13 protein-coding genes are annotated in these 13441 nt (G+C 66.7%); 2 read left to right on the top strand and 11 right to left on the bottom strand.

What is annotated here, in order from left to right; all coding sequences use genetic code 11:
• Positions 1–1186, bottom strand: a 1186-nt coding sequence (locus JWQ81_RS07110; RefSeq protein WP_297538817.1) for an IS4 family transposase, incomplete at its 3' end; no start/stop codon positions are given.
• Between the two features lie 47 nt (positions 1187–1233).
• Here JWQ81_RS07110 and JWQ81_RS07105 point away from each other — a divergent pair.
• Positions 1234–1737, top strand: a complete 504-nt coding sequence (locus tag JWQ81_RS07105) for a peptidase inhibitor family I36 protein (RefSeq protein ID WP_297538815.1) — start codon at positions 1234–1236, stop codon at positions 1735–1737.
• A gap of 119 nt (positions 1738–1856) precedes the next feature.
• Here the strand turns inward: JWQ81_RS07105 and JWQ81_RS07100 are convergent, their stop codons facing one another.
• The 9 genes from JWQ81_RS07100 to JWQ81_RS07060 form a co-directional block, all read right to left on the bottom strand.
• On the bottom strand, positions 1857–2285 hold the full coding sequence (locus tag JWQ81_RS07100; protein WP_297538813.1) for a nitroreductase/quinone reductase family protein: 429 nt from the start codon (positions 2283–2285) through the stop codon (positions 1857–1859).
• Positions 2286–2295: 10 nt separating this feature from the next.
• Positions 2296–3579: a hypothetical protein gene (locus JWQ81_RS07095; RefSeq protein WP_297538811.1), complete on the bottom strand. Its 1284-nt coding sequence runs from the start codon at positions 3577–3579 to the stop codon at positions 2296–2298.
• A complete protein-coding gene (locus tag JWQ81_RS07090; RefSeq protein WP_297538809.1) occupies positions 3563–3817 on the bottom strand; it encodes a hypothetical protein in 255 nt (84 codons plus the stop codon). Before JWQ81_RS07090 ends, JWQ81_RS07095 begins: the two co-directional genes overlap by 17 nt.
• A complete protein-coding gene (locus JWQ81_RS07085; RefSeq protein ID WP_297538807.1) occupies positions 3780–3938 on the bottom strand; it encodes a hypothetical protein in 159 nt (52 codons plus the stop codon). Before JWQ81_RS07085 ends, JWQ81_RS07090 begins: the two co-directional genes overlap by 38 nt.
• Positions 3939–4047: 109 nt before the next feature.
• Positions 4048–5106, bottom strand: coding sequence for an ABC transporter ATP-binding protein (locus JWQ81_RS07080; protein WP_297538805.1), 1059 nt, complete (start codon positions 5104–5106; stop codon positions 4048–4050).
• Positions 5107–5123: 17 nt separating this feature from the next.
• Positions 5124–6203: an ABC transporter ATP-binding protein gene (locus tag JWQ81_RS07075; RefSeq protein WP_297538803.1), complete on the bottom strand. Its 1080-nt coding sequence runs from the start codon at positions 6201–6203 to the stop codon at positions 5124–5126.
• On the bottom strand, positions 6203–7219 hold the full coding sequence (locus JWQ81_RS07070; protein ID WP_297538802.1) for an ABC transporter permease: 1017 nt from the start codon (positions 7217–7219) through the stop codon (positions 6203–6205). The genes JWQ81_RS07075 and JWQ81_RS07070 overlap by 1 nt, the downstream gene beginning before the upstream one ends.
• Before the next feature lie 72 nt (positions 7220–7291).
• Complete coding sequence (locus JWQ81_RS07065) at positions 7292–9043, bottom strand: ABC transporter substrate-binding protein (RefSeq protein ID WP_297538801.1); 1752 nt, start codon at positions 9041–9043, stop codon at positions 7292–7294.
• Positions 9044–9092: 49 nt separating this feature from the next.
• Positions 9093–10094: an ABC transporter permease gene (locus JWQ81_RS07060; protein WP_297538799.1), complete on the bottom strand. Its 1002-nt coding sequence runs from the start codon at positions 10092–10094 to the stop codon at positions 9093–9095.
• Positions 10095–11058: 964 nt separating this feature from the next.
• On the opposite strand from JWQ81_RS07060, the gene JWQ81_RS07055 reads away from it, so the two are divergent.
• On the top strand, positions 11059–12162 hold the full coding sequence (locus JWQ81_RS07055) for a PHB depolymerase family esterase (RefSeq protein ID WP_297538797.1): 1104 nt from the start codon (positions 11059–11061) through the stop codon (positions 12160–12162).
• Between the two features lie 77 nt (positions 12163–12239).
• On the opposite strand, the gene JWQ81_RS07050 is transcribed toward JWQ81_RS07055, so the two are convergent.
• Positions 12240–13406 carry an NAD-dependent epimerase/dehydratase family protein gene (locus JWQ81_RS07050; RefSeq protein WP_297538795.1) on the bottom strand — a complete coding sequence of 389 codons (1167 nt, stop codon included), beginning with the start codon at positions 13404–13406 and terminating at the stop codon, positions 12240–12242.
• Positions 13407–13441: the final 35 nt, after the last annotated feature.

The following is a 13441-nucleotide window of genomic DNA, read 5'->3' as shown; positions in this document are numbered from 1 at the left end:
CCCGGGTGTAGCTGATCCGGTCGGGGTCGAGGTCCGCGGCTTCAGCGGCTCGGGCGATGAGGACGCTGAGTGCGTAGTGCACGGTCAGCCACGCCCAGATCTCCTGATGCACCAGCTCAGGCAGCCGGGACCGCAGGACCCGGCCTGGTCCGCGGAGGTGGGTTTTGAGTTGGTCGTTGGCGGTTTCTTCCTCCCACCGCTGGTGATACGCCGCGGCGAGTTCGCCGGCGTGGGCGTCGGCGGGATCGGTGATGGTGGACACCAGCACGATCAGTTCCCCGGTCCCGTTGCCCTCACGGTCGGGGACGTCGTACTCGACGACCCTGACCAGATGCGCTTGCTCGGGGTGGATGTCGAGACCGGCTTGGGCGGCGGCGAGGATCTGCCGGCGACGCCCGGCGCCCCTGACCTTCGGGTTGATCAGGACCGTCAGGTAGGTCCCATCGGAGAGGACGTCGATGACCGGCAGATCGAGCCCGGCGGTGACCCGCCACAGCAGCGCCGCCCCCGACCCGGCGGCGGTGTCCCATGCCTGCCAGCTGTAGAAGTTACGGTCGGCGGTCAGCAGCTCATCACCGCGCAGGCGTGGATAGAGCCGCTGGGCCAGGGTCTGCTCCCCGACCTTGTAGGCCCCGATCTCCGCGGCGAGGAACGCGTGCGTGCCGCATTCGGCCAGGGCCACCACCCGCGCTTGAGGGAACGCCGAACGCTGCTGACCGGATCCGGCATAACCGAACTCTTCGGCGTTGCCCTCGGAGTCGGGCAGGTCGACGTCGAACCCGTCGATCGCGAGCAACCGCCACCCACGCAGCCACGCGCCACGGGTGCCCGAGGTCGCGACCGGTGCGGCGACCCCCTCGAACACCTCGGCCATCACCTTCGGGCCCACCCGTTTGCGGGCTTGGGTGATCCCGCTGGAGGTCGGGACCGTCCACGCTGCGTCCCAGCACCCCCAGCGTGACAACGACCCCGTGACTTTCGTCGCGACCTCTTCGTAGTCATCGGCAGGAAACAAGCACATCGCCATCGTCAGATACGCCACCACATGCGGCGGTAGTTTCCCGCCCGCACGCCGGGTACCGACCCCGCACGCCGCGATCGCGGCGTCGATCACGTCCCGATCCACCGCCGACACCAGCACACCGAACGACACCTGATCCGGACCAACCAGCACACCCGAGTCCATACCAGCGATCCAACAACACCTGCCCCGCCCAGCCACACCGCCACGCCGTGACCCGAACCAACCCCACCACCAAGATCAACTTAAGCTACGTGGCATTGCATCTGCAGGGGGTTGCCGTGAAAGCCATCGTGAAACGTATGATTCAAACATCAGTGGCGGTCGGGGGAAGCATCGCACTACTCATGTCCATTGCGCCCGCGGCCAGTGCAGCGGCTGCCCGCGCTCGCGATGGCCACTGCGATGACGGCGAGTTCTGCCTGTACCACGGACTTGACTACAGCGGATCGGTATCGGACTTCAGTGGATCGATCCCGAACTACGGGGATTCCCAGCCGGGCTGCTACGAATACAAAGGGGCCGGCACCGGGCAGGGGGAATGTGCGAAGAACAACGCCAAATCAGCGAGGAACCTGACCCATATCTACGTGGTGAAAGTCTATTACAACAGCAATTACAAGGGCCGGGATTTCGCCTTCAACCCCGGAGGTCAGGGAAATTTGGATTTTCTCGGCAAACAGAATGCTTCGCAGCTTTACGAACTTGTCAGCTGAATGGCGGCAGCCCACGTAGGAACCCTGTGAGATCCCGGCGATGGCGCACGTCCGGCACAGCGCACGACCGCGACTCGCCGCCGAGTTGCGAATCGGCGGCGAGTCGCTACGGGCGGGGGTCAGCTCTGTTCGAGCAGGACCAGTGGGATCTCGCGCTTGGTCTTGGTCTGGTACGTGGCGTAGTTCGAGTGATCGGCGGTGACCAGCGGCCAGAGGCGGCCGCGCTCTTCGGCGGTGGCGACCCTGGCCCGCATGGGCTGCGCGGGCTTGCCACCCACCGCGACCTTGACCTCGGGGTTGTCCCGAAGGTTCAGGAACCAGGCGGGGTGCTGGTCGTCGCCGCCACGGGAGGCGACGACCACGTAGGTCGTCCCTTCCTGCAACGGCGAGGTCAGCAGCACCGAACGCGGCTGCCCGCTCTTGCGGCCCGTGGTCGTCAGCTCCACGACAGGCATGTTCGAGGCGCTCCAGCCCACCCGCCCGCCAGTGAGCTTCTGTGCGGCCCGGTGGAGGGTGTTCATCGTCTTCAACGCGAAATCGCTCGGCATGCGGCGAAATCTACGCCATGATCGCTTGCCCTGCGACATCCAGGTTCGCCTCGACGTCGTGGGCATAAGCCTGCGCCTGTCCCCCGCGCCAGTACGGGCCGCCGTTGTACCGCGCGGCGAGCTCGCGGTACTGCTCGGAGGTCAGGTCCTCGAACGACGCGAAACCGGTGGCGGCCTTCAGGTTCGCGACGTGCTTCGCGGCGATGAAGATGTTCGCGGCCGGATCCTTCAGCGCGTCAAGGAGTTCCTCGCGCTGGGGTTCGGTAAGCGTGCCCGGGTCGTACCCCAGCACCTCGGCCGCGCGCCGGACCTGCACGGACAACGGGCCGTACGAGGTGCGGTCGCGGTCACCGCCGAGCGGACCGGGCAGGTTCTCCGGGGTGACCGGGCTCCACTCCTCCTCCGCGATCCGCCGGATCCCGCCGGCGACGTCGTCCAGCAGGGCCGGCTTCCGGCCCACCTCCTTCCATGCGATCCCCGCCAGCAGGTCGACGGGTAACCCGGCCTCCGCCGCGGCGGCGCGAAGGATTTCGGCGGCCGCACGCAGCCACTCCATCCGGTCCTCTTCGGACGCACCGAGCACGAGGAAACGCCCCGGCGTAACCAGTTCCGGCAGCGACGCGACCTTCGCGCGCAGGTCCGCCAGGCCCGGCGAGATCGCGGTGTCGCCCGCATTCGGGAACGCCCGGGATTTCGTGCCACTCCCGGACAACCGGATGAGCGCACTGTCGACCGGAACCGAGGCAACGGTTCGCGAGACAAAGCCGTCTCCAGGAAGATCGGGCGCAGACAGCTGCGCGGCGCTGAGGCCTGCCAGACAGGCCGCACGGGCGCCTTTCTCGATCGACAACGCGTTGCCGAACGCTGCCGCGGCAAGTTCATAGGTCCGCACAGCCTCGGCGCGGATGCTGTCGACGTCCGCGCCGAGTTCCGACAGCCACGCGAGGAAACCCTCGCTGTCCCAGAGGTCCTCCCATCGGCGCATCGGCTCGGCTTCCTGCGCGGCGCGGGTCACGGCTGTCGCCTCGGACGAGATCAGCTCGTCGAGCCGGTCCGCGGCGTCCACGCCCGCTTCCAAGAACCGCTGGGCGTCGACGAGTTTGCCCGCGTACGCCAGCAATGCCTCAGCGGCCTCGCCGAAGGCCCTAGCCAACGCCGCTGCCTCGTCACCTACGACGTCGGACGTGGCGGCGGCGCCGAGCAGGTCCCGCATCCGGGCGAACTCGACCGCGTTGCGCCTGACCAAGCCCGGGCTGCACTCTTCGAGGAACTCGACGTCAGCGTGGTACGCCACGCGACACCTCCCCCTCGGCGGCGAGCCGGGAGATCACCGCGCGATACCGGTCGTCGCAGTGCGTCGCGAACTCGGCCACCTTGGTGCCGACCTCGGAATGCGACCGGGGCGCGCGAGCCATCGAGCCGAGATCCCCGTCAAGCCATCCCGCCTGCAGCAGGGCCGCGAGTTCGGCCGGATCGGGCGAGACCGGAGGTCGCTCAGCGCTGCCGGCGGCGTCCGCCTGGACGTTGTTCACGGTGCTTGGCCTCTTTCATCGAATCGTCCAGTTTGGCCAGTAACCTGCCGAGCAAGCGGACGTCTTCGGCTTCCCAATCCTCGACGAAACCGGCGAACCGGTCCAGGCCGATCAGCGGCATGATCACATAGTAGAACCCCATGTCGTACCGCAAGCACAAACACCGAACCCGCCGGCGCGAGACGCGCGCCGGCGGGTTCAGTGGTCGAGTTAGTCGCGTTCGTGCCGTGTCAGGAGGCCGCTGTCGCCGGCTGTGGCGAAGAGTTCACCGTGGCGAGGTTCTCCGGGAAGTGGCAAGCCACCTCGTGTCCCGGTTCCAGTTCCCGCATCGGCGGCTCCTGGGTCTTGCAGATGTCCTGCGCCTTCCAGCACCGGGTGTGGAACCGGCACGCCGGCGGCGGGTTCAGCGGGCTGGGCACGTCACCGGTCAGCCGGATCCGGTCCCGCTTCGTCCGGCGGCTCGGGTCGGGCACCGGCACCGCGGACAGCAAAGCCGTGGTGTACGGGTGCATCGCGTTGGTGTACACGCGGGAGGCCTCGCCGATTTCGACGATCTTGCCCAGGTACATCACCGCGACCCGGTCGGACACGTGGCGCACGATCGACAGGTCGTGCGCGATCATCACGTAGGTCAGGTTGAACTCTTCCTGCAGATCCTCCATCAGGTTGATCACCTGGGCCTGGATGGAGACGTCCAAAGCGGACACCGGCTCGTCGGCCACGATCAGCTTCGGCCGCAGGGCGAGGGTGCGAGCGATCCCGATGCGCTGCCGCTGCCCGCCGGAGAACTCGTGCGGGTACCGGTTGTAGTGCTCGGGGCTCAGTCCGACCAGCGCGAGCAGGTCCTGCACGGCCTTCTTGACGCCGTTCTCCGTCTTCACGTCCTGCAACTTGAACGGCGCGCCGACGATGGTGCCGACGGTGTGCCGCGGGTTGAGCGAGGAGTACGGGTCCTGGAAGATCATCTGGACTTCGCGGCGCAACGGCCGCAGCTGCTTCATCGACTGGTGGGTGATGTCGCGGCCTTCGAAGATGATCTTGCCGTCGGTGGGCTCGATCAGCCGGGTGAGCATCCGGCCGGTGGTGGTCTTGCCGCAGCCGGACTCACCGACCAGCGACAGCGTCTCCCCGCGCTTGACGGAGAAGTTCAGCCCGTCGACGGCCTGCACGGCACCGGTCTGGCGCCGCAGCAGGCCCTCGCGCACCGGGAAGTACTGGCGCAGGTCGGTCACCGTGAGCAGGTCGTCGCGTTCGCCGGTGGCCGCACCGGCCGTGATGTCGTCGTTCATCGTTTCTTGTCGTCCTGTCACAGGTTCGGCTTGATCTCGTCGTTCCAGATCCGCTGCTGCTGCGCCTCGGAGAGGTGGCAGGCGACGTGATGGCCGAAGCCCACGTCGCGCAGTTCCGGTCGCTCGGTCTCGCTGGCTCCACCGTTCAGCTCGGAATAGACGCACCGGGGGTTGAACGCACAGCCCGTCGGCACGTTGATCAGGCTCGGCGGGGTGCCCTTGATCGGGATGAGCCGATCGGTGCGCGCCCGGTCGAGCCGCGGCATCGAGCCGAGCAGACCCCAAGCGTAAGGATGCCTGGGCTCGTGGAAGATCTGCTCGGTGGTGCCGTATTCGGCCATCCGGCCGGCGTACATCACGAGGATGTCGTCGGCGAGCTCGGCCACCACCCCGAGGTCGTGGGTGATGATGATGACCGCCGAGTTGAACTCCTGCTGCAGATCCCGCATCAGGTCCAGGATCTGCGCCTGCACGGTGACGTCCAGCGCGGTGGTCGGCTCGTCCGCGATCAGCAGCTCCGGGTCGCACGACAGCGACATAGCGATCATCGCGCGCTGCCGCATACCGCCGGAGAACTGGTGCGGGTAATCGTCCACACGGGACTGGGGCTGCGGGATCCCGACTCGGGCCAGCATGTCGATCGCGTGCTTGCGCGCGACCTGCTTGCTGACCTTGTTGTGGACCCGGTAGGCCTCGATGATCTGCGCACCGACCGTGTAGAACGGGTGCATCGCCGACAGCGGATCCTGGAAGATCATCGCCATCTTCTTGCCCCGCAACCCGCGCACCGTCTCCGGGCTGGCGGACACGAGTTCTTCGCCGTCCATCCAGATCTCGCCGGAAAGCTGGGACTTGGCCCGGTTGTGCAGGCCCATGATCGCGAGGCTGGTCACGCTCTTGCCGGAGCCCGACTCACCCACGATGCCCAGCGTCTTGCCGCGTTCGAGCTTGAACGACAGGCCGTCCACGCTCTTCACGACGCCGTCGTCGGTCGGGAAGTGCACTTTCAGGTCGCGCAGTTCCAAAAAGGACGACGACGGTTCACGGACTTCGGCGAAACGCGCGGAGTCCGGGGTCGTTCCGGTGTCTCCACTCATCAATAACGCACCCTCGGGTCGATAACGGCGTACAGGACGTCCACGACCAGGTTGGCGAGGACCACGAAGAAGCTGGCCAGCAGGGTGACGCCCATGATCTCGGGGAGGTCGTTGTCCTGGATCGCGTCGATGGCGAAGTGGCCGAGCCCGGGCAGCGAGAATGCGAACTCGGTCAGCACCGCACCACCGAGCAGCAGACCGAGGTCCAGCCCGAAGATCGTGACGATCGGCGTCAGGGTCGCACGGAGTCCGTGCTTGACGACAACGGTCCGCTCCGGCAAGCCCTTGGCGCGCGCGGTGCGGATGAAGTCCTCCCCCATGGTGTCCAGCATGCCCGCCCTGGTCAGCCGCGCGTAGAGCGCCGCGTACAGGAAGGCCAGCGTCACCCAGGGCAGTACCAGGTTCCACGCCCATTGTCCGGGGTTGTCCAGGAACGGGATGTAGGTACCGGCACCGGGGAAGATGTTGATCGGCCCGTCCCGGCTGAAGATGGTCAGCGAGAGGACGGCAGTGAAGAAGACGGGCAGCGAAACGCCGGCCAGCGCGACGGTCATCGCCGAGCGGTCGAGCACGGATCCGCGGCGCAGGGCCGACAGCACACCGATGCCGACCCCGAAGATCAGCCAGATGATCGCCGCACCGATGGCAAGCGACAGGGTGACCGGCAGCACGCTCATCATCTGCGGCCACACCGGCAGCGAGTTCTTGAACGAGTAGCCGAAGCACGGGGCCGGGCAGTGCGATACGTCCGGCCCGTTGTTGTAGTCCGCACCGGCGACGATGGCCTTGATGAAGTGCCAGTACTGCTCGTAGAGCGGCTGGTCGAGGCCAAGCTTCGCCTCGATGGCGTGCAGCGACGCGGGGTCGGGACTCTTGCCGACGTACTGAGCCGCCAGCTGGTCGGTGGTTTGCCCGGCCAGTTTCGGGACCAGGAAGAAGATGCAGAACGTCACCAGGCTGACGATCAGCAGTAGTACCACGGCCGAGATGAGCCGTCGGATGATGAACGTGATCACAACTAACGGCGGCGGTGCCCGGCGGGATCGCCGCCGGGCACCGGTGCCTTCACCTGCTTCCAGTCAGATCGATCAGGAGGACGACTTGCCGATCTGCGTGTAGTCGTACATGCCGTACGCCTCGGTCACGTAGACGTTCGTGAGCTTGGGGCTCCGGTACAGCAGCGACTTCGCGTAGACCTCAGGCAGGATGGTCGCCTGGTCCATCATGATCTTGTCGATCTGGGCGTAGAAACCGTTGCGGGCGGTGGCGTCCGTGCTGGCCGCCGCCTGGTCCAACAGCGAGTTGACCTGAGGGTCGTTGAGCATCTCGAGGTTGGCGTTACCGGCATCCTTGATGGCCCGGCCGTCCGCGATCTGCGACAGGAAGCCGAAGCCGTCCGGCCAGTCCGCGGCCCAGCCGTACATCGCGAGGCCGATGTTGTGCTGCTTCATGAAGGTCGGCGAACCGGCGAACGAGGTGCCGTAGGTCTTCGCCGGGTACTGCAGGATGTCGGTCTTGATGCCGACCTTGGCCAGCGCCTGCTGGATACCGGTCGCCGCGGCGACCTCCTTCGGGCGGTCGCCACGAGCGGAGATGTTGAACGTGAAGCCGTTCGGCTGGCCGCAAGCGGTCAGCGACGCCTTCGCCTTGTCCAGGTCACCGTGCACCTGGGTGGTGGCTTCGTAGTTGTCGAACTTCTGGTAACCCAGCACGCTCGGCGGCATGACGGTGCTGGCGATGTCACCGCCGGCCTCCGGGCCACCGTAAGCGGACTGCTGGACGGTCTTGTCCACCGCGTACTCGATCGCCTTGCGGCAGTCCAGGTTGGTGATCACCTGGGTGTCGATCGCGCCGTACCAGAGGAACCCGGACAGCGCGTCGTCCGCGTTGTTCTTCAAACTCGTCGAGGCGAGGATCTTGGCCCGTGCCGCGGTCTGCACGCCGGTACCGTCGAGGTCGACGTCGAGGTCACCCGAGAGCAACCGGGCGTCCAGATCGGCGGCCTGCAGGTTGAACGTGACGTTGATGTTGTCCGCGAGCTGCTTGTCGTTCGCGTCGGTCTTCGGGTCCCAGTTCGTGTTCTTCACCATCTTGAACCCGGTGTTCGGGTTGAAGTCGGTGAACTTGTACGGACCCGAGGAGAGCGGGTGCGACTGGTACTGGGCCCCGGTGTCCTTGGCGGCCGGGACCGGCGCGGTCTGCGGGCTGCTCACCAGGTAGTCGAAGTCCGCGAACGGCTTCTGCAGGTGGAACACGATGGTGGTGGCGTCCGGGGTGTCGATGGACGTCAGGCCCATCTTGTCCGGCGCGGTGTCCTTGTACGGACCGGCGTAGGTCGGGTCCGCCAGGTACTGGGCGAAGTACTCCGGGCCGTTCGGAAACACGTCGCGCGCGTAGTTACTGCGCTCGACGGCGTACTTGACGTCCTTGGTGGAGATCGCCGAACCGTCTTCGTACTTCAGGCCGGCCGGGATGTGGTAGGTCCAGGAGAGACCGTCGGCGCTGACCTGGCCCTTGCCGGTGGCAAGGTCGGGCGCGAGCTCGAGCCCGGCGGCGCCGGGAGCGGACTTGAACGTCAGCAGCGGACGCGCGTACAGCCGGGTGAAGTTCCAGTTGTAGGCGTAGTAGGTGTTGCCGGGGTCGGTCGAGTCGGGCGCGCTGGTCATCCCGTAGTTGAGGGTGCCGCCGGTCTTGTCCGAAGCATTGACGACCCCGGTGTTGCCGGCACTGTAAGCCGGCTGCGCACCCGTGGTGCTGCCACCGGTGCTGCCACCACACGCCGCGACCAAACTCAGCCCCACACATCCCAGGGCCAGCCCGATCAGGTTCTTTCTCTTCATGCGACTAACACGCCTCCTAGCTGGATTGCGAAAAAACACTGGTTACGCACTACCGTCCACGCGGGTCGAGCGCGTCCCGCAGCCCGTCACCGAGCAGGTTGAACGCCATCACCGTGATGAAGATGGCCAGACCCGGCACGAGGAAGTACTCCGGGTCGACCGAATAGGACCCGTTGACCACCGCGTCGGAAAGCATGCCGCCCCAGGTCGCCGTCGGCGGGTGCAGCCCCACTCCCAGGAACGACAGCGCGGCCTCGAACAGGATGTTTGTCGGGATCAGCAAGGTGGAATAGACCAGGATCGGGGCGATCAGGTTCGGCAGCAGCTCGTGGCGGAGGATGTAGAAGCCGCGGGCGCCCTGGCTGCGAGCGGCGTCGACGAACTCACGTTCGCGCAGCGACAACGTCTGCCCTCGCACGATCCGGCCGATATAGGGCCAGTTGAAGAACCCGATCACGAAAATCAGCACGGCGATGTGCAATGTGTCGCCGCTCAGTCCGAACGCTTCCTGCTGCACCACTCCGGTGAGGTCGATGGCGAACAACAGCAGCGGGAACGCAAGGAAGACGTTCATGCCCCAGCTGATCGCGGCATCGGCCCAGCCGCCGAAGAATCCGGCGACCAGCCCCATGATCACGCCGATGATCACCGAGAGCAGAGTGGAGCCCGCGGCGATGAGCAGTGAGTACTCCGAGCCGACCATGACCCGGGAAAGCAGGTCGCGGCCGTTGCCGGGGTCGACGCCCAGGGGGTGCGCCCCACTGATGCCGCCGAGGCCGCCGATCGGCTTGCCGAAGGTCGGGTCGATCAGCTCGGGGTGGTAAACGTTCGGCGTCAGGACGCCGGTCTTCTCGAGGATCACCGACGCGATCGCGATCAGCACGAGCAGGACGATGACGACCGCGCCGCCCAGCGCCCACCTGTCGCGCTTGAGTCGCATCCAGGCGATCTGTCCCAGCGAGCGCCCTTGAATGGCCTTGCCCATACCGGCCAGAGCGGCCTCCGGCTGCGCCTCGGTCGCAGAACCGGACACGTCCAACGGTGCCGTCAAAGCTTCACTCCTCCTGGTGATGGGACCTCGTGGGTCCGCGATCGTGCGGCTGAGGGTACAGCCGTCCGATTGCTGTGCAGACCCTCCATTCCTTAACACCGCCAAAGCTAGCCTCAGGCACTGTCCGTGGCGTAATTGTAATCAATCAAACGGACTATTCAGACATTTAACCCAAACAGAATCAATCGGACTGAGTCGAATTGCCTATTTTTCGCTTTGTTTCGGCTACGAGAACATCACGGGTCGGCCATATGTGCGAAAACGGCGTTAAGGCGGCCGGATCGGCGATGGGCAGCGAGTCGGCACACCGCCGACGACCAGCAACGACGCCAAGATCTCCGGGTCACCCGGCATACGCGTGCGACACCCGTCCGCGCGCAATCTCCGAAGACCTTGGGGAACAACGGATCGCCGGTCGGGGGAAAAACTCCGCACCGGCACCGCGCGAACACAGGCCGCCGCGACGGAAGCCGAAAGCGCTATCCGCGACCGCGGACGTTCCGGAATGTTCCGGCCCACCGGAATCTATTCGCGGCGCGTGCACGACTGATTCCTTTGCGTGCGGTTCCCGGCACCAGAATGGCCCGTGTTCAATGGCGGCCGAATGCGGCCGCAGTCCACGGACCGGCTGAAACAACGACCCGACCGGGTGATCGACCGAGCGTTTCACCGCTACCGGACGAGCCGGGACCCCGGATAACCCAAACCCCGAAAACCGACGGAGAAAGACCCCGCCGCCGTCCGGCCCGGCGGAAGAGTCCGAAGAGGAGCGTGTGGACCCGCCGGGCGGGTCCGCCGGAGTTCCGCCGGACTTCCCCAGCTGCGAAGGCAACCTTTCCCGACCCGGTGACGTCTGAACCAATACGGCCTCGAGAAGGTCCACGACGGGTAGCCTGGCGCGACATCGAGAGAGCCTCTCGACGACGACGTCGACTCCCCCTGCACCGCTGGAGGACGACCACGCATGCCCAGTTCCGCACCGCGGCGGCGCACCACCCGCGCCGCGCTCCTCTTCGGAGCGTTCGCCCTGCTCACCGGCGTCGCCGCCTGTGGGCAGAGTGACCCGTCGGCGGCCGTCGGCACCACCGTGCGTCCGACCTTCACCCTGACTCCCCAGAACGTTCCGGACGCCGGACACGAACAGGGCGGGCACGAACCGGGGCGCGGCGGCGCGAAATCGGCGACCCAGGGGGCCGGCGCGTGCCAGAGCCCGCTGCTCACCGCCGGGCTGACCAGCCGCTACGTCGAGTCCGGCGGCCAGCGCCGCACGGTCCTCGTCTACTTCCCGCACGGCCACCACGCCGGCAAGCCGATCCCGCTGGTGGTCGACCTGCACGGCAGCGGTGGCACGCCGCTGGAGCAGCTCCAGTACACCGGGATCACCCTCACCGCGGAAAAGCACGATTTCGCGATCGTCGCGCCCCAGGGCGGGCTGCCGCTCACCCTGGGCAAGAGCCACGGCTACGCCTGGAACGTCCCGGGGGTGCCGCTGGCCAACGGGCAGCCGGTGGCCCGGAACGCCCCCGACGACGTGCGGTTCGTGCGGGACACCATCGACGCGGTGTCGAAGCTGGTCTGCGCGGACAGTCAGCGGATTTACGTCACCGGGTTCTCCGGCGGCGCGCGCATGGCGTCCCAGGTCGGCTGCGTGCTGGCCGACCGCGTCGCGGCCATCGCGCCGGTCTCCGGGCTGCGCTTCCCCGGCGGCTGCCACCCGGTCCGGCCCGTGCCGGTGATCTCGTTCCACGGCACCGCCGACACGATGAATCCGTACAACGGAGACAAAACGAGCCGCTGGGGTTCCGGGGTCCAGGCCGCGGCCCAGCGGTGGGCCGCCGAGAACCGCTGCGGGAAGACGTCGACGCAGGCCCCGGTGGTCCCGCTGGTCACCACCACCGCCTACCGCTCGTGCACCGCGCCGGTGGAGCTCTACACGATCACCGGCGGCCGGCACGCGTGGCCGGGCACCCCGGACTCGATGGTCCGCGGCTCGACCAACCCGAAGCTCAACGCCGACGAGCTGATCTGGTCGTTCTTCGAAGCCCACCCCCTCGGCGCGGCGACCTGATGTGCGCTGCGCAGGCCGCGCAAAAAAGTCCGCGCCGGTGGGAGCACCGGCGCGGACGAGGTGGGACAGGAATTGACCTACTGCGGCTGCTTGACCTCCATCGCGCCCTTCCAGCGGACGGTGGGGATCATCTTCTCCGGCAGGACCCGGTGCTTGTTGGCACCGACGAGGTCGAACATCGACTCGATCAACGTGTCCGAAAGCAGGTGCGGCTTCAGGCCCAGCTCGACCAGCCCGGTGTGCTTCACGTTGTAGTAGTGCTCGGGCAGCTCGACGCGGGGGTTGTCGAGGTGCTCGATCTGCACGGGGCCGGGGAACTGGTTGGCGACCAGGTCGGCGATGCCCTGCACGGACAGGCTTTCCGTCATCTGGTTGAACACGCGGAACTCACCGCGGTCGGCGCGGTTCTCCACCGCGAGCCGGATGCACTCCACGGTGTCGCGGATGTCGATCAGCCCGCGGGTCTGGCCGCCCTGGCCGTACACGCTCAGCGGCTGCCCGAGCACGGCCTGGATGACGAAGCGGTTCAGGACGGTGCCGAACACGGCGTCGTAGTCGAACCGCGTGGCCAGCCGCGCGTCCAGCATGGTCTGGGGCGTCTGCTGCCCGTAGACGACACCCTGGTTGAGGTCGGTGGCGCGCAGGCCCCAGATCCGGCAGGCGAACTCGATGTTGTGGGAGTCGTGCACCTTGCTGAGGTGGTAGAACGACCCGGGCTTCTTGGGGAAGAGCACGCGGTCCTTGCGGCCGTTGTGCTCGAGCTCGAGCCAGCCCTCTTCGATGTCGATGTTGGGCGTGCCGTACTCGCCCATCGTGCCGAGCTTGACCAGGTGGATGTCCGGGTCGATCTCGGCGATCGCGTACAGCAGGTTCAGGTTGCCGATGACGTTGTTGTGCTGGGTGTACACGGCGTGCTGCCGGTCGATCATCGAATACGGCGCCGACCGCTGCTCCGCGAAGTGGACCACCGTGTCGGGCGCGAAGTCACGCAGCGTCTCGAAGACGAAATCCGCGTCGAGCAAGTCGCCGACGTAGCTGGCGATCTGCTTTCCGGAGACCTCCTGCCAGGCCTGCAGCCGGGTGTCGAGGTCTTCGATGGGGACAAGGCTCTCGACGCCGAGCTCGTCGTCGTAGCCGCGGCGCGCGAGGTTGTCGAGCACCGCGACGTCATGTCCGTTTTCTGAGAGGTGCAGCGCTGTGGGCCAGCCAAGGTAGCCATCCCCACCAAGAACGAGCACTCGCATTGTCCCGCCTTTCCTGCATGTCACGTGACCAGTGC

The sequence above is a fragment of the Amycolatopsis sp. genome (assembly GCF_025464955.1).
Lineage (GTDB): Bacteria > Actinomycetota > Actinomycetes > Mycobacteriales > Pseudonocardiaceae > Amycolatopsis.
The sequence above is the reverse complement of the archived record's forward strand: the minus strand, read 5'-3'. Positions and strand labels throughout refer to the sequence as shown.

What these genes read in the sequence shown, in the direction of transcription:
- JWQ81_RS07080 (WP_297538805.1), bottom strand. Translation starts at nt 5,106, where the DNA reads ATGAACGACGACATCACGGCCGGTGCGGCCACCGGCGAACGCGACGAC.
- JWQ81_RS07075 (WP_297538803.1), bottom strand. Translation starts at nt 6,203, where the DNA reads ATGAGTGGAGACACCGGAACGACCCCGGACTCCGCGCGTTTCGCCGAA.
- JWQ81_RS07055 (WP_297538797.1), top strand. Translation starts at nt 11,059, where the DNA reads ATGCCCAGTTCCGCACCGCGGCGGCGCACCACCCGCGCCGCGCTCCTC.
- JWQ81_RS07085 (WP_297538807.1), bottom strand. Translation starts at nt 3,938, where the DNA reads ATGCCGCTGATCGGCCTGGACCGGTTCGCCGGTTTCGTCGAGGATTGG.
- JWQ81_RS07100 (WP_297538813.1), bottom strand. Translation starts at nt 2,285, where the DNA reads ATGCCGAGCGATTTCGCGTTGAAGACGATGAACACCCTCCACCGGGCC.
- JWQ81_RS07050 (WP_297538795.1), bottom strand. Translation starts at nt 13,406, where the DNA reads ATGCGAGTGCTCGTTCTTGGTGGGGATGGCTACCTTGGCTGGCCCACA.
- JWQ81_RS07065 (WP_297538801.1), bottom strand. Translation starts at nt 9,043, where the DNA reads ATGAAGAGAAAGAACCTGATCGGGCTGGCCCTGGGATGTGTGGGGCTG.